We start from the raw sequence: 18,316 nt of genomic DNA on the forward strand, positions 1-18,316 counted from the left end.
CTCGGCCTGGTGTTATCCCTGCCGTCTGAGCTCGGCCAGCAGCGCCTGCAGCGGGTGGGGCAGGCTGGCCTCCGAGAGGCGCCTGGCCTGGCTGCGGCAGGAGTAGCCGGTGGCCAGCAGCTTGCCCGTGTTGGCGGCGTCCTCGACCACCGGCTGCCATGACTGGGCGTAGATGGCCTTCGAGGTCTCGAGGTTCCTGGCCTCGTGGCCGTAGGTGCCGGACATGCCGCAGCAGCCGGTGGCCACCAGGTCGAGCTCCAGGCCGAAGGCGGCGAAGACCTGCTGCCAGGCCTTGGGGCTGCCCGGGGCGGTGGTGGCCTCGGTGCAGTGGGAGAGCAGCCGGTACCCCGGGTCCTCCAGGGTAAGGCCTCGGGGGGCCAGGGAGCCGGCGCGGGTCACCAGCCACTCCTGCAGCAGGCGCACCTCGGGCACGGAATCGGGCCCCAGCGCCTTCACGTACTCCTGGCGGTAGGTGAGGGTCATGGCCGGGTCGATGCCCACCAGCGGCACCCCGAACTCGGCCAGGGCGCGCAGGCGCCGCGCCTGCTTCTCGGCGGTGCGCGCGAAGGCCCCCAGGAACCCCTGCACGTTGAGCGGCTTGCCGTTGGGGGAGAAGGGCGCCACGAAGACACGCACGTCGAGGCGGCTGAGCAGCTCGACGATATCCATCACCAGCCTGGCCTCGAAGTGGCTGGTGAAGGCGTCCTGGACGATCACCACGCTGTTGGCTCTCTGCGCCTCGGTGAGCAGGCCCAGCGAAGTGGGCGTGGCCTCGGCGACGCCCCAGGCGGACAGGGTCTTCTTCAGGCTGGCGCGGGAGAGTCGCGGGCTGTCCACCATGCCCACGGGGCCGGCGAGCAGGCGCGTCACCAGGTGGTTGCCGAGGGCGGCGTTGTAGAGCGGCGCGACCCGGGTGAGGGCGGGCAGCAGGAACTCCAGGCCGCCGACCAGGAAGTCGCGGGGGGGCCTCAGGTAGCGTCCGTGATAGGCCTCCAGGAACTGTGCGCGGGAGTCGGGCACGTTGACCTTGACCGGGCACTGGCCGGCGCAGGACTTGCAGGCCAGGCACCCGGCCATGGCGTCGTAGACCTGGTGGGAGAAGTCCGCCTCGCGACCGCGGCGCAGGGTGTTGAGGGCGCGGGCCGGGAAGCGCTTCACGGTGCCCCAGACGCCCTCGGTGCGGCGCGCGCGGGCCTCCTCGATCAGGTCGACCCCCGCCTCGCCCTGCAGGCGCAGCCACTCGCGCACCAGGCTGGCGCGCCCCTTGGGAGAGTGGACGCGGTCGCGGGTCGCCTTCCACGAGGGGCACATGGCGTCGTTGGGGTCGTAGTTGTAGCAGGCGCCGTTGCCGTTGCAGTAGACGGTGGCGGCATGGGCTTGCCACACCCGCTCGTCGATGGTGCGGTCGAACTGGCCGCGGGTGGGCACGCCGTCGATGGTCAGCAGGCCCGGGTCGACCAGCGTGACCGTCTCCGCCTGATCGGCGGCGCTGGCTGGCGCGGTCGCTCCCGCGGCGTCGGACGGGATAGACGCTGTACCCGCGGCCTCGGGCGGGAGAGACGCTCTACCCGCGGCATCGGGCGGGATAGAGAGCGGTGTCGCGATCTTGCCCGGGTTGAGCTGGTTGTGGGGGTCGAAAGCCGCCTTGACCCGCTGCAGGCTGGGGTAGAGCTCGCCGAAGAAGCGGGGCGCGTACTCCGAGCGCACCCCCTTGCCGTGCTCGCCCCACAGCAGGCCGCCATACTTGCCGGTGAGCTCGGCCACCGCGTCGGAGACCTCGCGGACCAGCCGCTCCTGGGCCGGGTCCTTCATGTCGAGGGCGGGGCGCACGTGGAGCACCCCGGCATCCACATGGCCGAACATGCCGTACTCGAGGCCGCGGGCGTCGAGCAGGGCGCGGAATTCGGCGATGTAGTCGGCCAGCCGCTCCGGCGGCACCGCGGTGTCCTCGACGAAGGGGAGGGGGCGGCGCTCCCCGCTGACATTGCCCAGCAGGCCCACGGCGCGCTTGCGCATGGCGTAGACGCGCTGGATGGCGGCGCGCCCCTCCGCCAGGGTGAAGCCCAGGCGCTCGACGCTGCGGTCGCTCTCCAGGTGACGACAGAAGGTGGCCACGCGCTCGGCCAGCCGCTCGGGGTCGTCGTCGTTGAACTCCACCAGGTTGATGCCGCGCACCGGGGTGCCGCCCTCGGGGAAGAACTCGGCGACGCTGTCCCAGACGAAGTCCTGCATGGCGAGCATCAGCACCTTGTCGTCCACCGTCTCGATGGAGGTAGGCTGCGGCTGATCTTGTGAAGAGCCTCCGCTCCCCATCAGCGCCCTGGCATCGCGCAGGGCGTCCATGAAGCCGGGGTAGCGCACGTTGACCAGGGTCGAGTGCTTCGGGATCGGCAGCACCTTGAGCACCGCCTCGTCGAGCAGGCCCAGCGAGCCCTCGGCACCGCACAGCAGGCTGTTGAGGTCGAGCTTGCCTTCCGCCGTTCTCAGGTGCGCCAGGTCGTAGCCGGTCAGGCAGCGGTTGAGCGGCGGGAAGGTCGCGGCGATCCGCTCGGCCTGGGTGTCGATGATCTCCCGGGCGGTGCGCACGACGCGGCCGGTGGCGTCGTCGCGCGTGCACAGCGTCTCGAGCTCGTCCTCGTCCAGCGGCCGGCTCACCAGGCGCTCGCCGCCCAGCAGCAGCGTGGAGAGCTCGAGCACGTGATCGCGGGTCTTGCCGTACTCGCAGCTGCCCTGGCCGCTGGCGTCGGTTGAGATCATGCCGCCGATGGTGGCGCGGTTGGAGGTGGAGAGCTCCGGTGCGAAGAACAGCCCATGGGGCTTCAGGGCAGCATTGAGCTGGTCCTTGACCACGCCGGCCTGGACCCGCACCCGGCGATTCTCGACGTCGATCTCCAGGATCCGGTTCATGTGCCGGGAGACGTCCACCACCAGGCCGTCGGTGAGCGACTGGCCGTTGGTGCCGGTACCACCGCCGCGGGGGGTGAGTACCACCCGGCGGTGCTCCACCTGGCCGGCCAGGTGGGCGATGCGCTGAAGGTCCTCGCCGTGGCGGGGGTAGAGCACCGCCTGGGGCAGGCGCTGGTAGAGGGAGTTGTCGGTGGCCAGCACCGTGCGGGCGGCGTAGTCGGGGGCGATCTCGCCCTCGAAGCCGGCGGCCTTGAGGGCCTCGAGGAAGCGCAGGTAGGGCGTGTCGGGGCTCGGCGCGGTGGCGGCGTCGGCGGTATCCAGTCGTGCGATCATCGGCATCAGCATGGGCAGGCGTGGGGGCATTACTGTACCGCGCGCCGCCGGGAGGCGCATCCCGCCGCGGGCCCGCGTGGCGCCGCTTTCGCCTTTTGCCTACAATGGGCTGCCTGTCAGCGCCGCGCCCCGCGCGGCCACGCTCCTTCACCGACTGCAACGGACCGGATGCCATGCTCGATCCCAAACTGCTGCGCAGCGACCTCGAGACGGTCGCCCAACGACTCGCCAAGCGGGGCTTCGCCCTGGACGTCGACCGCCTCTCGGCGCTGGAGTCCCGGCGCCGCGAGCTGCAGGCCGAGACCGAGTCGCTGCAGGCCGAGCGCAACAGCCGCTCCAAGGCGATCGGCAAGGCCAAGGCGGCGGGGGAGGATATCCAATCGCTGCTCGATGAGGTGAGCGATCTGGGCGATCGCCTGGACGCCGCCAAGGCGCGCCTGGCCGAGGTGCAGGGCGAGTGGGACGAGGCGGTGAGCGGCATTCCCAACCTGCCCCACGAGAGCGTGCCCGAGGGCCGGGACGAGAGCGACAACGTCGAGCTGCACCGCTGGGGCACCCCGCGGGCGTTCGACTTCCCGGTGCGCGACCATGTCGACCTCGGCGAGCTCGACGGCGGCCTCGACTTCGACCTGGCGGCCAAGCTCACCGGGGCGCGCTTCGCGGTGATGCGCGGGCCCATGGCGCGGCTGCACCGCGCCCTGACTCAGTTCATGCTCGATACCCAGACCGAGGTGCATGGCTACCAGGAGTGCTACGTCCCCTACATGGTCAACGAGGCCTCGCTGCGCGGCACCGGCCAGTTGCCCAAGTTCGGCGAGGACCTGTTCAGGCTGGACGACGAGCGCGGCTACCACCTGATCCCCACCGCCGAGGTGCCGCTGACCAACTTCGCCCGGGACGAAATCCTCGACTACCAGGCACTGCCGCTCAAGCTCACCGCCCACACCCCGTGCTTTCGCAGCGAGGCGGGCTCCCACGGCCGCGATACCCGCGGCATGATCCGCCAGCACCAGTTCGACAAGGTGGAGATGGTGCAGCTGGTCGACCCGGCCACCAGCTATGCGGCGCTGGAGGAGATGCGCGGACATGCCGAGGCGATCCTCCAGGCGCTGGCGCTGCCCTACCGGGTGGTGACGCTGTGCACCGGCGACATGGGCTTCGGCGCCGCCAAGACTTATGACCTGGAGGTGTGGATCCCGAGCCAGGAGACCTACCGCGAGATCTCCTCGGTCTCCAATTGCGAGGAGTTCCAGGCGCGGCGCATGCAGGCGCGCTTCCGCCATCCCGAGCAGAAGAAGCCACAGCTGCTGCACACCCTCAACGGCTCGGGCCTGGCGGTGGGTCGCTGCCTGGTGGCGGTGCTGGAGAACTACCAGAACGCCGACGGCTCCATCACCGTGCCCGAGGTGCTGCGCCCCTACCTGGGCGGACGGGAGACGCTGGGACGCTAGGCGCCTGGCCACCCCGCTGCTGCGAACCCCTGCCCCGGCGGGGGTTCGTCGTCTGGGCGGCGTGGACGATTGTGGCGGTGTGCCCGCGAGGGCATGATGGAAACCTGACACGCTGAGGGAGGTCCGGATGGCGGACGGCAACGGCGATGCCTCTGGCATCATTCCGCTGAACCTGGTGCTGGGGCTGGCGGCGCTGGTGGTGATCGTGGCCGGTATGCGGGCCGGTGCCAGCCTGCTGGTACCCATGCTGCTGGCGGCCTTTATCGCGGTGATCTGCACCGCACCGGTACTGTGGCTCAACCGCCATGGCCTGGGATTGCGCCTCTCGGTATGGCTGACCCTGATAGTGATCGGCGGAGTCATCTCGCTGCTGGGCGTGCTGCTGGTCAACAGCTTCGGTACCTTCGTGGAGGCGCTGCCGGGCATCGAGCAGAAGCTCTACGACTACTACCTGGGGCTGCTGGATGGTCTGGCGCGCCTGGGGCTGGCGATCGACACCGACCGCCTGGCCGAACTGCTGGATGCCGAGCAGCTGGGCAACTGGATCCCCGCGGTGATCGGCGAGGTCGGCAACCTGCTGATGCAAAGCGTGGTGGTGGGCCTGCTGGCGGTGTTCATGCTGTTCGAGACGCTGACCTTCCGCGACAAGCTGGCCCGTGCCCTGGCCAATCCGGCGCCGAGCCTCGAGCGTTTCAGCGAGTTCAGCCTGACCCTCAAGCGCTACCTGGCGGTGAAGACGATGGTCAGCCTGGTCACCGGCCTCCTGGTGTGGGTCGCCTGCCTGCTGGTGGGGGTGGACTTCCCGCTGCTGTGGGCGGTGCTCGCCTTCATGCTCAACTACATTCCCAATATCGGCTCGGCGATCGCCGCGGTGCCGCCGGTGCTACTGCTGCTGGTCTCCCCGGATGGCGGGCTCTTCGATGCGCTGCTGCTCTCCGGCGCCTACCTGGGGATCAACTTCCTGCTCGGCAACATCGTCGAGCCGCGCATGATGGGCAAGGCGCTGGGGCTCTCCACCTTCGTCGCCTTCCTGTCGCTGGTGGTGTGGGGGTGGATCTTCGGGGCGGTGGGCATGCTGCTCTCGGTGGTGCTGACCATGACCCTGAAGATCGCCCTGGACAGCCATCCCGAGACGCGCTGGATCGCCCATCTGCTGGGCCCGGGGGACGAGCCGTCGCTGACCGAGGCCACCCGGCGCCCCTCGCGGCGGGGCAACAGGGAAGAGTGACCCAGGGTCCCTGAACGACATCGCCCCGGCCGAGGCCGGGGCGATGTGCGGATGCCAAAGGCTGCCTGGCGTGCAGGCCGTCGCTTTTGGCGTCGCTCAGGCGTTCTGGTCGATGAACTGCGACAGCTGCGACTTGGACTGGGCGCCCACCAGGGAGGCGACCTTGGTGCCGGACTTGAACAGCATCACGGTGGGCACACCGCGCACGCCCTGCTCGGCGGCGATCTCGGGGGCGTCATCGACGTTGATGCTGACGACCTTGAGGTTGCCGCTGCGCTCCTCGGCGACCTCGTCGACCACCGGTGCCATTACCTTGCAGGGGCCGCACCAGGGCGCCCAGAACTTGAGCAAGACCGGGGTGTCGGCCTTGAGGACTTCCTGCTCGAAGTTCGCATTGGTGACATCGACGTTATTGGCCATGGGGTTCTCCAGTTTCGTTGCGCTGCGTCGAGCGGGTCGGGTTGGCAGGCGACGGGGGCGGTGTCGCCTGTCCGGTCGGACGATGTTAGCGGTCGACCGGGGTGCTGGCAAATCGGGATGGGGCGTGCGCCGCTTGTGCGCTTGCTGGGCTATTATGCTATAAAGGAATGAATAACCCTTTTTATATATCATGGGCGTGGCGGCCGGTTCGGCGCCGCGCCGACGCGGCATGGAGAGGGACGCGATGAAATTGCAGCAGCTGCGCTACATCTGGGAGGTGACGCGCCACAACCTCAACGTCTCGGCCACCGCCCAGAGCCTGTTCACCTCCCAGCCGGGCATCTCCAAGCAGATCCGGCTACTCGAGGACGAGCTGGGGGTCGAGATCTTCGCCCGCAGCGGCAAGCACCTCACCCGGGTGACCCCGGCGGGCCAGGCGATCGTCGAGCTGGCCGGCGAGGTGCTCAGGCTCACCGACAACATCAAGGAGGTGGCCCAGGAGTTCAGCGATGAGCGCCGCGGCAGCCTTGCGGTGGCCACCACTCACACCCAGGCGCGCTACGCGCTGCCGCCGGTGATCCGCGACTTCACCCGCAAGTACCCCGAGGTGGCCCTGCACATGCAGCAGGGCACGCCCAAGCAGATCGCCCAGATGGTCAGCGACGGCCAGGCCGACTTCGCCATCGCCACCGAGTCGCTCGAGCTCTTCAACGACCTGGTGCTGCTGCCCTGCTACCGCTGGAACCGCTGCATCCTGGTGCCCCAGGGGCACCCGCTGGCGGAGGAGGGGGAGCTGACCCTGGAGGCGATCGCCCGCCATCCGCTGGTGACCTATGTGTTCGGCTTCACCGGCCGCTCCCAGCTCGATGACGCCTTCCGTGCCCGCGGGCTGACCCCCAACGTGGTACTTACCGCCGCCGACGCCGACGTGATCAAGACCTATGTGCGCCTCGGCCTCGGGGTGGGCATCGTCGCCCATATGGCGGTGGACCCCGAGCAGGACACCGACCTGGTGGCGCTGGACGCCGGCCACCTCTTCGAGAGCTCCACCACCAAGATCGGCATCCGTCGCGGCACCTTCATGCGTGGCTACATGTACGACTTCCTGCAGGGCTTTGCTCCCCACCTGGACCGCGAGCTGGTCGACGCCGCCCTGGCCGCCGGGCCGCGCCACGAGCGTGCCCTGTTCGAGGGCATCGAGCTGCCGCTGCGCTGATCCCGCGCCTCGGCGATAAACGACGCCGCCGCCACCCTGGCAGCCGGGGACGGCGGCGTCGTCATGACCGGCTCGGGGTCAGTGCTGCAGGTGCAGGCCGCACTCGCGCTTGGCCTCGACCTTGGTGGGGTCGAAGTAGTCGAACTCGTTGGGCAGGTCGTGGCGCTGCAGGTAGGCGTAAAGCTCCCTGGCCGTCCAGTGCAGCAGTGGCGCCACCTTGAGCAGGCCATCGGCGTTGCGGCTGGCCGGGGCCATGCGTGAGCGCTCCGGGGTGTCCTCGGCGCGCAGGGCGGTGAACCAGACGTCCGGTGCCATCTCGGTCAGGGCGCGCTCGAAGGGCTCGATCTTCACCTCCTGGGTGAAGGCGGCGTGGCGCGGGTCGTCGATGCCGGGGAAGGGACCCTCCAGCGCCTCGCGGTGGGCGCGGCTGCGCTTCGGCAGGTAGCTGACCAGGTTGAGGTCGAGGCGCTTCACCAGGGCATCCGCGAAGCGATAGGTGGCCTCGGTGTTGTAGCCGTGGTCCATCCATACCACCGGGATGTCCGGCCGCTGGCGGCTCACCATATGCAGGATGACCGCCTCGAAGGGGCGGAAGTTGGTGGTGCAGATGGGACGGCTGCCCTGGGTGAGGGCCCAACGCACCAGCGCCTCGGGGTCCTGGCCGAGGTCACGGTTGATGATCTCCAGTGACTCGCTCATGGCGATGCTCCGGTAGAGGATGATGACGCTACCCTAGCGAAGGGCATGGCGGGGTGCCCAATACCGATTTCTTGCTTCAATATGTCAATTCGGGAATAAGCAATATTGCTTCTTATTCCTTTTGTTGATCTTTCTCCCGATCCCCCGGTGCCGCGAGGGCCGCCATCAGGTGGCGGATCTTGTCCAGCGTCTCGCGGTACTCCGCCTCGCCGTCGGAGTCGGCCACCAGGCCGCCGCCGCCCCACAGGTGCAGTCGCCCGGCGTCGGCCACGGCGGTGCGGATGGCGATGGAGGTGTCCATGCGCCCGCGCCGATCCACGTAGCCGAGGCTCCCGCAGTAGACGCCCCGACGGCTCGGCTCCAGCTCGTCGATGATCTGCATGGCGCGCACCTTGGGGGCGCCGGTGATGGAGCCGCCGGGGAAGGCGCCGGCCAGCAGGTCCAGCGGCGTGCGACCGGCGGCCAGGGTGCCGGTGACCACGCTGACCAGGTGGTGGACGTTGGCGTAGCTCTCCAGGCCGCAGAGTTGTGGCACCCGCACGCTGCCGGGCCGGCATACCCGACCCAGGTCGTTGCGCAGCAGGTCGACGATCATCACGTTCTCGGCGCGATCCTTGGCGCTCGCCTGCAGCTCGTTGGCCAGGCGGCGGTCCGCTTCGGGGTCGGCGCCCCGCGGCCGGGTGCCCTTGATGGGGCGCGTCTCCACCTGGCCGTCACGGCACTCGAGGAAGCGCTCCGGGGAGAGCGAGAGGATCGCCTGCTCACCCGAGGGGCCGGGCCAGGCCAGGTAGCCCGCGAAGGGGGTCGGGGTGGCCGCACGCAGCCGCCGATAGGCGGCCCACAGGTCGCCCGCGTAGGGGGCGCTGAAGCGCTGGGCCAGGTTGACCTGGTAGCAGTCGCCGGCGCGGATATAGCGCTGCACCGCCTGGAAGCGCGCCAGGTAGCCCGCGCGGTCGAGTTCGGCGGCGAAGGGGGTGGCGAGCCGGAAGGGGGGCTCCGGGGCCGGCTCGGCGGAAAGCCAGGCCAGCGCCTGGCGGCGGCGCTCGGCGGTGGCCACCAGCCAGGCCTCGCCACGCTCGTGATCCTGGATCAGCGCCCAGTCGTAGAGGCCTACCCGGCTAGCCGGCAGGTCCACGGCAGGACGCGAGCGCTCGCCCACCGGCTCCAGGGCGTAGCCCAGGTCGTAGCTCCAGTGGCCGATCAGCCCGCCCAGGAAGGGCAGGTCGCTCGCCGGCACCTCGCCAGGCAGCCGGTCGAGCAGCACCTGCTGGGCGGCGAAGGGGGAGAGCCCCTCGAGCCCCGGCACTCCCGCCACGCGGCCATCGCTCTCCACCGTCAGCACCGCCAGGGGGTCGCTGGTGAGGATGTCGTAACGGCCGCCCGGCGCCGCGGGGCGCCCGCTGTCCAGCAGCGCGGCGCCCGGGCGGCGGCGCAGCCGCGCGAAGGCCTCCAGCGGGGTGGGGCGGTAGGGGTAGGGAGTGATCTCGAGCGTGGCGGTCATCGGCTGGCCTGCGGCGGGCCCTGGCTGGCGTCGGGGCGCCCATTCTAGGCGTTGCGAGCGCCGCTGTCCTCGTCGACGCTGGCTGGCATTCCCGACGCCGTTGGGGGTATTGTCGACATCTCCGGTGGCGAGCGCCAGGTTGTCTACAACCAAAGGCGTACCGCTCCCGGCCTGGTGCCTTATTGACCCGCCGACGGGCAATGGCTACTCTTCCCACACTCACTAATTGTCGACAATCATCATGAGCTCAGCCGAAGTCGAAACCGCCAACCCCGAGGTGCGCACCCTGGCCGAACGCGTCTTCCAGCAGCTGCAGGATGCCATCGTCCGCGGCGAGATGGCGCCGGGCAGCAAGATCACCGAGCCCGGCCTGTCGCGCACCTACGGCATCTCCCGCGGGCCGCTGCGTGAGGCGATGCGTCGCCTGGAGGCGCACCGGTTGATCGAGCGCGTGCCCCACGTCGGCGCCCGGGTGGTCAAGCTCTCCATGAAGGAGCTGCTGGAGCTGTTCGATGTGCGCGAGGCGCTGGAGAGCATGGCCGCGCGGCTGGCCGCCGAGCACATGACCGCCGAGGAGATCGCCGGGCTGCGCGAGGTTCTCGCGGTCCACGAGCGCCAGAGCGACCTCAAGAGCGGCGAGGCCTACTACCAGCGCGAGGGCGACCTGGACTTCCACTATCGCATCGTCCAGGGCAGCCACAACCGCATGCTGGTGACCATGCTGTGCGACGACCTCTACTACCTGGTGCGGCTCTACCGCACCCAGTTCAGCGCCAGCGGCACGCGCCCGCAGCGCGCCTTCGTCGAGCACCATCGCATCGTCGATGCCATCGAGGCCGGCGACGCCGAGCTCGCCGAGCTGCTGATGCGCCGCCACGTCAGTGCCTCCCGGGCCAACGTGGTCGACCGCTACGCCGCCACCCTCAAGGAGCGGGAAGAGACCACCGCCTGAGCCCACCACCGGATACCACCAGGAGAACCGCCATGACCCAGCAGACCCCCGGCGCCCGCTTCCGCGCCGCCCTCGAGGCCAACCGCCCGCTGCCCATCGTCGGCACCATCAACGCCTACACCGCCATGATGGCCGAGCGCGTTGGCCATCAGGCCATCTACCTCTCCGGCGGCGGCGTGGCCAACGCCTCCTTCGGCCTGCCGGACCTGGGCATGACCACCATGAACGACGTGGTCGAGGACGCCCACCGCATCTGCGGCGCTACCGACCTGCCGCTGCTGGTGGATATCGATACCGGCTGGGGCGGCGCCTTCAACATCGCCCGCACCGTCAAGGAGATGCAGCGCGCCGGCGTGGCCGCCGTGCACCTTGAGGACCAGGTGGCCCAGAAGCGCTGCGGGCATCGCCCCAACAAGGCCATCGTCTCCCAGCAGGAGATGGTCGACCGCGTCAAAGCCGCCGCCGATGCGCGCATCGATCCGGACTTCTACCTGATCGCGCGCACCGACGCCTTCCAGAAGGATGGCCTTGACGCCGCCATCGAGCGTTCCCGCGCCTGCATCGAGGCCGGCGCCGATGCCATCTTCGCCGAGGCGGTGCACACCCTGGACGACTATCGGGCCTTCTGCGAGCAGGTCGACGCACCGATCCTGGCCAACATCACCGAGTTCGGTGCCACCCCGCTGTTCACCCAGGCCGAGCTCGCCGAGGTGGGCTGTCGCATGGTGCTCTACCCGCTCTCCGCCTTCCGCGCCATGAACGCGGCGGCACTCAAGGTCTACCAGAGCATCCATGACAACGGTCACCAGAAGGACGTGGTCGACCTCATGCAGACCCGCGACGAGCTCTACGACTTCCTGAACTACCACAGCTTCGAGCAGAAGCTTGATGCGCTGTTTGCCGAGAAGGGCAGCGACGCCTGAGGCGAGCTCACTCAACGCCATCACGGATACCTTTAAGAGGAGAGAGATCATGGCAGAGAAACCCATCGGCGGCGCCGGCCTGCGTGGCCAGAGTGCCGGCACCACCGCCCTGTGCACCGTCGGCAAGACCGGCTCCGGCCTGACCTACCGCGGCTTCGACATCAAGGAGCTGGCCGAGAAGGCGAAGTTCGAGGAGGTCGCCTACCTGCTGCTCAAGGGCAAGCTGCCCAACCAGGCCGAGCTCGACGCCTACATCACCAAGCTCAAGGGCCTGCGTGGCCTGCCGGATGCGCTCAAGACCGTGCTCGAGCAGATCCCCAAGGACTCCCACCCCATGGACGTGATGCGCACCGGCGCCTCCATGCTGGGCAACCTGGAGACCGAGCAGAGCTTCGATGAGCAGCAGGACGTCTCCGACCGCCTGCTCGCCGTGCTGCCCTCGATCATCTGCTACTGGTATCGCTTCAGCCACGACGGCGTGCGCATCGAGACCGAGACCGACGACGCCTCCATCGGCGGCCACTTCCTGCACATGCTGCGCGGCGAGCCGGCCTCCGAGCTGCACGCCCGGGTGATGAACGTCTCGCTGATCCTCTACGCGGAGCACGAGTTCAACGCCTCCACCTTCACCGCCCGCGTCTGTGCCTCCACGCTTTCCGACATGCACTCCTGCGTGACCGGCGCCATCGGCTCCCTGCGCGGCCCGCTGCACGGCGGCGCCAACGAGGCGGCCATGGAGATGATCGAGGACTGGAAGTCCGCCGACGAGGCCGAGCGCGAGATCATGGCCATGCTCGAGCGCAAGGACAAGATCATGGGCTTCGGCCACGCGATCTATCGCGAGTCCGACCCGCGTAACGCCATCATCAAGGAGTGGGCCAAGAAGCTGGCCGAGGACGTGGGCGACAGCGTGCTCTATCCGGTCTCCGAGCGGGTCGAGGCGGTGATGTGGCGCGAGAAGAAGCTGTTCTGCAACGCCGACTTCTTCCATGCCAGCGCCTACCACTTCATGGACATCCCCACCAAGCTGTTCACGCCGATCTTCGTCTGCTCGCGTGTCACCGGCTGGTGTGCCCATGTCTTCGAGCAGCGCGCCAACAATCGCATCATCCGCCCCAGCGCCGACTACGTGGGCCCGGAGAAGAGCGAGTGGGTGCCGATCGAGGATCGGAGTTGAGTATGAACACCGACTACCGCAAGCCGCTTCCCGGCACCGAGCTGGACTACTTTGACGCGCGGGCGGCCGTCGAGGCGATCCAGCCCGGTGCCTATGACACCCTTCCCTACACCTCCCGGGTGCTCGCCGAGCAGCTGGTGCGTCGCTGCGAGCCCGAGCTGCTCACCGATGCCCTGAAACAGCTGGTCGAGCGTCGCCGCGACCTGGACTTCCCCTGGTACCCGGCGCGGGTGGTGTGCCACGACATCCTCGGCCAGACCGCGCTGGTCGACCTCGCCGGCCTGCGTGACGCCATCGCCGAGCAGGGCGGTGACCCGTCCAAGGTCAATCCGGTGGTGCCGACTCAGCTGATCGTCGACCACTCCCTGGCCGTGGAGCACGCCGGCTTCGAGCAGGACGCCTTCGAGAAGAACCGCGCCATCGAGGACCGTCGCAACGAGGACCGCTTCCACTTCATCGAGTGGACCAAGACCGCCTTCGAGAACGTCGACGTCATCCCCGCCGGCAACGGCATCATGCACCAGATCAACCTGGAGAAGATGTCGCCGGTGGTGCAGGCGCGCGACGGGGTCGCCTTCCCCGACACCTGCGTGGGCACCGACAGCCACACCCCGCATATCGACTGCCTGGGCGTGATCGCCATCGGCGTCGGCGGCCTTGAGGCCGAGACCGTGATGCTGGGCCGCCCCTCCATGATGCGCCTGCCCGACATAGTCGGCGTGGAGCTGACCGGCAAGCGCCAGCCCGGCATCACCGCCACCGACATCGTGCTGGCGATCACCGAGTTCCTGCGCCGCGAGCGCGTGGTGGGGGCCTATCTCGAGTTCTTCGGCGCGGGGGCCAGGAGCCTGACCATCGGTGACCGCGCCACCATCTCCAACATGACCCCGGAGTACGGCGCCACCGCGGCGATGTTCTACATCGACGAGCAGACCCTGGACTACCTGACCCTCACCGGCCGCGAGCCGGAGCAGGTCGCGCTGGTGGAGAAGTACGCCAAGCAGACCGGCCTGTGGGCGGACGACCTGGCCGGTGCCAAGTACGAGCGGGTGCTGACCTTCGACCTCTCGAGCGTCGAGCGCAACCTGGCCGGCCCCTCCAACCCCCACCGCCGCCTGCCCACCAGTGCCCTGCATGACCGTGGCATCGCCGTCGACTACGACAAGGCCCAGGCGGAGGAGAAGGCGGGCCACATGCCCGATGGCGCGGTGATCATCGCCGCCATCACCAGCTGCACCAACACCTCCAACCCGCGCAACGTGGTCGCCGCGGGCCTGCTGGCCAAGAAGGCCAACGAGCTCGGCCTGGTGCGCAAGCCCTGGGTGAAGAGCTCCTTCGCGCCCGGCTCGAAGGTGGCGCGGCTCTATCTCGAGGAGGCGGGCCTGCTGCCGGAGCTCGAGAAGCTCGGTTTCGGCATCGTCGCCTACGCCTGCACCACCTGTAACGGTATGTCCGGCGCGCTGGACCCGAAGATCCAGCAGGAGATCATCGACCGCGACCTCTATGCCACCGCGGTGCTCTCCGGCAACCGCAACTTCGACGGGCGCATCCACCCCTATGCCAAGCAGGCCTTCCTGGCCTCGCCGCCGCTGGTGGTGGCCTATGCCATCGCGGGTACCGTGCGCTTCGACATCGAGAAGGACGTGCTGGGCACCGATGCCGACGGCAACCCGGTGACCCTCAAGGACCTGTGGCCCTCCGACGAGGAGATCGACGCCATTGTCGGCGAGTTCGTCAAGCCGGAGCAGTTCAAGCAGGTCTACATCCCGATGTTCGACCTGGATGCCGCCGAGAAGGCCGAGAGCCCGCTGTATGACTGGCGCCCGCAGAGCACCTATATCCGTCGTCCGCCCTACTGGGAGGGCACCATGGCGGCCGAGCGTGCGCTGAAGGGCATGCGGCCGCTGGCGATCCTGCCGGACAACATCACCACCGACCACCTGTCGCCGTCCAACGCCATCATGATGGACAGCGCGGCGGGGGAGTACCTGCACAAGATGGGCCTGCCGGAGGAGGACTTCAATTCCTACGCCACCCACCGTGGCGACCACCTCACCGCCCAGCGGGCGACGCTGGCCAACCCCAAGTTGTTCAATGAGATGGTGCGTGACGACCAGGGCGAGGTGGTACAGGGCTCGCTGGCGCGGGTCGAGCCGGAGGGCCAGGTGATGCGCATGTGGGAGGCCATCGAGACCTACATGAACCGTCGCCAGCCGCTGATCATCATCGCCGGTGCCGACTACGGCCAGGGCTCCTCCCGTGACTGGGCGGCCAAGGGCGTGGCGCTGGCCGGGGTCGAGGCGATCGTCGCCGAGGGCTTCGAGCGCATCCACCGCACCAACCTGATCGGCATGGGCGTGATGCCGCTGCAGTTCCAGGAGGGCACCACCCGCCACACCCTGCAGCTCGACGGCACCGAGACCTATGACGTGGAGGGCAAGCCGGCCCCGGGTGCGACCCTGGAATTGGTCATCCACCGCAAGACCGGCGAGGTCGACCGGGTGCCGGTGACCTGCCGCCTGGATACCGCGGAGGAGGTCACCGTCTACTCCGCTGGCGGCGTGCTGCAACGCTTCGCCAAGGACTTCCTGGAGTCCTCGGAGGTGGCAAGCGCATGAGCCAGGTTCCCCAGATCCGGATTCCCGCCACCTATATGCGTGGCGGCACCAGCAAGGGCGTCTTCTTCCGGCTCGACGACCTGCCCGAGGCGGCCCGGGTGCCCGGCGAGGCCCGCGATCGCCTGCTGATGCGGGTGATCGGCAGCCCCGACCCCTACCAGAAGCAGATCGACGGTATGGGCGGGGCCACCTCCAGCACCAGCAAGACGGTGATCCTGTCGAGGAGCGAGAGCCCCGACCATGACGTGGATTACCTGTTCGGCCAGGTGGCCATCGACAAGGCCTTCGTCGACTGGAGCGGCAACTGCGGCAACCTCTCCGCGGCGGTGGGGCCCTTCGCGATCAGCAACGGCCTGGTGGATCCCTCGCGTATCCCGCACAACGGCGAGGCCGAGGTGCGCATCTGGCAGGCCAATATCGGCAAGACCATCGTCTCGCGGGTGCCGATCACCGATGGCCAGGTGCAGGAGACCGGTGACTTCGAGCTGGACGGGGTGACCTTCCCGGCGGCCGAGGTGCCGGTGGCCTTCAAGGACCCCGCCGACGGCGAGGGGGCCATCTTCCCCACCGGCAAGCTGGTGGATGACCTCGAGGTGCCCGGTGTCGGCACGCTCAGGGCGACCCTGATCAACGCGGGCATTCCCACCATCTTCGTCGACGCCGCGGCACTCGGCTACACCGGCACCGAGCTGCAGGAAGCGATCAACGGCGATGCCGAGGCCCTGGCGCGCTTCGAGACGATCCGCGCCCACGGGGCGGTGAAGATGGGGTTGATCGAGGACGTCGCCGAGGCCGCGGGCCGCCAGCACACCCCCAAGGTGGCCTTCGTGGCCCCGCCGGCGAGCTACACCGCCTCCAGCGGCAAGCGGGTCGAGGCCGGCGAGATCGACCTGCTGGTGCGGGCGCTCTCCATGGGCAAGCTCCACCACGCCATGATGGGCACCGCGGCGGTGGCCATCGCCTCCGCCGCGGCCATCGAGGGCACCCTGGTCAACCTGGCCGCCGGCGGTGGCAAGCGCAACGCCGTCACCTTCGGCCACCCCTCGGGCAGCCTGCGGGTCGGCGCCGAGGCGAGCCTGGTGGAAGGGCGCTGGGTGATCGACGAGGCGGTGATGAGCCGCAGTGCCCGGGTGCTGATGGAGGGCTTCGTGCGCATCCCCGGCGACAGCTTCTGAGCCATCGCCGGGCGAAGACGGGACGCCTCGGGGCGAAAGGCCCGAGGCGTCTTCTATAGTGGAGGTAGCCAATGCCGATGCCGAAGGAGGGCGCGATGAGTACCGTGGAAGCCAATGTGCGGCCGGACTACGACGCCGAGCTGCAGAGGATCGCCGACTATGTGCTGGGCTACCGCATCGAGAGCGCCGAGGCTTGGAACACCGCGCGGCTCTGCCTGATGGATACCCTGGGCTGCGGCCTGCTGGCGCTGCGCTTCCCGGAGTGCACCAAGCACCTGGGGCCGCTGGTGGAGGGTACCGTGGTGCCCCATGGCGCGAGGGTGCCCGGGACGCCCTTCCGCCTCGACCCGGTGAAGGCGGCCTGGGACATCGGGGCGATCATCCGCTGGCTCGACTATAACGACACCTGGTTGGCCGCGGAGTGGGGGCACCCCTCCGACAACCTGGGGGGCATCCTCGCCGTGGCCGACCACCTCTCCCAGCGGCGCCTTGCCCGGGGCGAGGCGCCGCTGACGATGCGCGACGTGCTCGAGGCGATGATCATGGCCCACGAGATCCAGGGGGTGCTGGCGCTGGAGAACAGCTTCAACCGGGTCGGCCTGGACCATGTGCTGCTGGTCAAGGTGGCCTCGACCGCGGTGGTCGCCAGGCTGATGGGCGCCGATCGCGAGCAGCTGCTCGCCGCGCTCTCCCACGCCTGGGTCGATGGCCAGAGCCTGCGGACCTATCGCCACGCCCCCAACGCCGGCTCGCGCAAGAGCTGGGCGGCGGGGGACGCCACCTCCCGGGCGGTACGCCTGGCCGATATCGCCCTGCGCGGCGAGATGGGGATTCCCGGGGCGCTCACCGCACCCCAGTGGGGCTTCTACGATGTTGCCTTCAGCCACACCAATCGCGACCTGGCCCTCAAGCCGGCGCCGGAACGGCGCCTGCGCTTCCAGCGTGACTTCGGCAGCTACGTGATGGAGAACATCCTCTTCAAGCTCTCCTTCCCGGCGGAGTTCCATGCCCAGACCGCCTGCGAGGCGGCGGTGACGCTGCACCCGCAGGTCAGGGGCCGCCTGGAGGAGATCGAACGGGTGGTCATCACCACCCACGAGTCGGCGATCAGAATCATCTCCAAGGAGGGGGACCTGGCCAACCCCGCCGATCGCGACCACTGCCTGCAGTACATGACCGCGGTGCCGCTGATCCTCGGCGAGCTGAATGCCGAGCACTACGAGGACGACTTCCACGCCGCGCATCCCGAGATCGACGCCCTGCGGGCGAAGATGGAGGTGGTCGAGGAGCCACGCTATACCCGCGACTACCTGGACCCGGACAAGCGCTCCATCGCCAACGCCGTCCAGGTCTTCTTCGCCGACGGCAGTGCCACCGACCCGGTGGCGGTGGAGTACCCCATCGGTCATCGGCGCCGGCGCGAGGAGGGGGTGCCGGTGCTGGAAGAGAAGTTCCGGCGCCACCTCGAGACCCGTTTCCCGCGCGGGCACAGCGCCAGGATCCTGGCGCTGTGCCAGGACCCGGCGGCGCTCGAGGCCACGACGGTGGATCGCTTCATGGACCTGTTCATGATCTGAGGGCGCGCGGCGTGTCACTGGACTACATTTTTCTTCACGAAGGCCTTGCGCGGGCCCCGGGAAATCCGTAAAGTACGCATCCGCTGCCGGCGACGGGCCAACGTTGCAGGCGGTGGAGGTGGCAGAAGTGACTGTTCTG

13 protein-coding genes are annotated in these 18,316 nt (G+C 69.0%); 9 read left to right on the forward strand and 4 right to left on the reverse strand.

Translation table 11 applies throughout. The annotated features are described in order from the left end of the window. Window positions 1–12: 12 nt before the first annotated feature. Entirely contained in the window at window positions 13–3,240 is a 3,228-nt protein-coding gene (locus tag Q673_RS26305; RefSeq protein ID WP_031218033.1) for an FAD-binding and (Fe-S)-binding domain-containing protein, read from the reverse strand. Window positions 3,241–3,413: 173 nt separating this feature from the next. Between Q673_RS26305 and serS the strand changes: the two genes are divergently transcribed. Together serS and Q673_RS26315 are read left to right on the forward strand one after the other, a co-directional pair. Beyond that, window positions 3,414–4,691, forward strand: a complete 1,278-nt coding sequence (gene serS, locus Q673_RS26310; RefSeq protein WP_023005677.1) for a serine--tRNA ligase — start codon at window positions 3,414–3,416, stop codon at window positions 4,689–4,691. 127 nt (window positions 4,692–4,818) lie between these two features. After that, complete coding sequence (locus Q673_RS26315) at window positions 4,819–5,919, forward strand: AI-2E family transporter (RefSeq protein WP_023005678.1); 1,101 nt, start codon at window positions 4,819–4,821, stop codon at window positions 5,917–5,919. 96 nt (window positions 5,920–6,015) lie between these two features. Here Q673_RS26315 and trxA read toward each other — a convergent pair whose 3' ends face one another. Further along, window positions 6,016–6,339 (reverse strand): thioredoxin, encoded by a 324-nt coding sequence (gene trxA, locus Q673_RS26320; RefSeq protein WP_023005679.1) that lies wholly within the window; start codon window positions 6,337–6,339, stop codon window positions 6,016–6,018. Between the two features lie 244 nt (window positions 6,340–6,583). Between trxA and cysB the strand changes: the two genes are divergently transcribed. Beyond that, entirely contained in the window at window positions 6,584–7,555 is a 972-nt protein-coding gene (cysB, locus tag Q673_RS26325; RefSeq protein WP_023005680.1) for an HTH-type transcriptional regulator CysB, read from the forward strand. 78 nt (window positions 7,556–7,633) lie between these two features. Here the strand turns inward: cysB and Q673_RS26330 are convergent, their stop codons facing one another. Both Q673_RS26330 and pabB read right to left on the reverse strand, forming a co-directional pair. Then, a complete protein-coding gene (locus Q673_RS26330) occupies window positions 7,634–8,254 on the reverse strand; it encodes a phosphoadenosine phosphosulfate reductase domain-containing protein (protein WP_023005681.1) in 621 nt (206 codons plus the stop codon). Between the two features lie 112 nt (window positions 8,255–8,366). Beyond that, a complete protein-coding gene (pabB, locus tag Q673_RS26335) occupies window positions 8,367–9,755 on the reverse strand; it encodes an aminodeoxychorismate synthase component I (protein WP_023005682.1) in 1,389 nt (462 codons plus the stop codon). A 241-nt stretch (window positions 9,756–9,996) separates the two neighbouring features. On the opposite strand from pabB, the gene Q673_RS26340 reads away from it, so the two are divergent. The 6 genes from Q673_RS26340 to Q673_RS26365 all read left to right on the forward strand — a co-directional run bounded on the left by Q673_RS26340 (window position 9,997) and on the right by Q673_RS26365 (window position 18,177). Further along, window positions 9,997–10,707, forward strand: a complete 711-nt coding sequence (locus tag Q673_RS26340) for a GntR family transcriptional regulator (protein ID WP_023005683.1) — start codon at window positions 9,997–9,999, stop codon at window positions 10,705–10,707. Between the two features lie 32 nt (window positions 10,708–10,739). Further along, complete coding sequence (gene prpB / locus Q673_RS26345) at window positions 10,740–11,630, forward strand: methylisocitrate lyase (protein ID WP_023005684.1); 891 nt, start codon at window positions 10,740–10,742, stop codon at window positions 11,628–11,630. Window positions 11,631–11,679: 49 nt separating this feature from the next. Continuing rightward, window positions 11,680–12,807, forward strand: a complete 1,128-nt coding sequence (gene prpC, locus Q673_RS26350) for a bifunctional 2-methylcitrate synthase/citrate synthase (protein WP_023005685.1) — start codon at window positions 11,680–11,682, stop codon at window positions 12,805–12,807. A 2-nt stretch (window positions 12,808–12,809) separates the two neighbouring features. Beyond that, entirely contained in the window at window positions 12,810–15,425 is a 2,616-nt protein-coding gene (acnD, locus tag Q673_RS26355) for a Fe/S-dependent 2-methylisocitrate dehydratase AcnD (protein ID WP_023005686.1), read from the forward strand. Continuing rightward, window positions 15,422–16,600, forward strand: a complete 1,179-nt coding sequence (gene prpF, locus Q673_RS26360) for a 2-methylaconitate cis-trans isomerase PrpF (protein ID WP_023005687.1) — start codon at window positions 15,422–15,424, stop codon at window positions 16,598–16,600. Before acnD ends, prpF begins: the two co-directional genes overlap by 4 nt. Window positions 16,601–16,695: 95 nt before the next feature. Beyond that, window positions 16,696–18,177: a bifunctional 2-methylcitrate dehydratase/aconitate hydratase gene (locus tag Q673_RS26365; protein WP_023005688.1), complete on the forward strand. Its 1,482-nt coding sequence runs from the start codon at window positions 16,696–16,698 to the stop codon at window positions 18,175–18,177. The last annotated feature ends 139 nt before the right edge of the window (window positions 18,178–18,316 follow it).

It is taken from the genome of Halomonas sp. PBN3 (genome assembly GCF_000475415.1).
GTDB lineage: Bacteria > Pseudomonadota > Gammaproteobacteria > Pseudomonadales > Halomonadaceae > Halomonas > Halomonas shengliensis.

What these genes read in the sequence shown, in the direction of transcription:
- Q673_RS26305 (WP_031218033.1), bottom strand. Translation starts at nt 3,240, where the DNA reads ATGATCGCACGACTGGATACCGCCGACGCCGCCACCGCGCCGAGCCCC.
- serS (WP_023005677.1), top strand. Translation starts at nt 3,414, where the DNA reads ATGCTCGATCCCAAACTGCTGCGCAGCGACCTCGAGACGGTCGCCCAA.
- Q673_RS26315 (WP_023005678.1), top strand. Translation starts at nt 4,819, where the DNA reads ATGGCGGACGGCAACGGCGATGCCTCTGGCATCATTCCGCTGAACCTG.
- trxA (WP_023005679.1), bottom strand. Translation starts at nt 6,339, where the DNA reads ATGGCCAATAACGTCGATGTCACCAATGCGAACTTCGAGCAGGAAGTC.
- cysB (WP_023005680.1), top strand. Translation starts at nt 6,584, where the DNA reads ATGAAATTGCAGCAGCTGCGCTACATCTGGGAGGTGACGCGCCACAAC.
- Q673_RS26330 (WP_023005681.1), bottom strand. Translation starts at nt 8,254, where the DNA reads ATGAGCGAGTCACTGGAGATCATCAACCGTGACCTCGGCCAGGACCCC.
- pabB (WP_023005682.1), bottom strand. Translation starts at nt 9,755, where the DNA reads ATGACCGCCACGCTCGAGATCACTCCCTACCCCTACCGCCCCACCCCG.
- Q673_RS26340 (WP_023005683.1), top strand. Translation starts at nt 9,997, where the DNA reads ATGAGCTCAGCCGAAGTCGAAACCGCCAACCCCGAGGTGCGCACCCTG.
- prpB (WP_023005684.1), top strand. Translation starts at nt 10,740, where the DNA reads ATGACCCAGCAGACCCCCGGCGCCCGCTTCCGCGCCGCCCTCGAGGCC.
- prpC (WP_023005685.1), top strand. Translation starts at nt 11,680, where the DNA reads ATGGCAGAGAAACCCATCGGCGGCGCCGGCCTGCGTGGCCAGAGTGCC.
- acnD (WP_023005686.1), top strand. Translation starts at nt 12,810, where the DNA reads ATGAACACCGACTACCGCAAGCCGCTTCCCGGCACCGAGCTGGACTAC.
- prpF (WP_023005687.1), top strand. Translation starts at nt 15,422, where the DNA reads ATGAGCCAGGTTCCCCAGATCCGGATTCCCGCCACCTATATGCGTGGC.
- Q673_RS26365 (WP_023005688.1), top strand. Translation starts at nt 16,696, where the DNA reads ATGAGTACCGTGGAAGCCAATGTGCGGCCGGACTACGACGCCGAGCTG.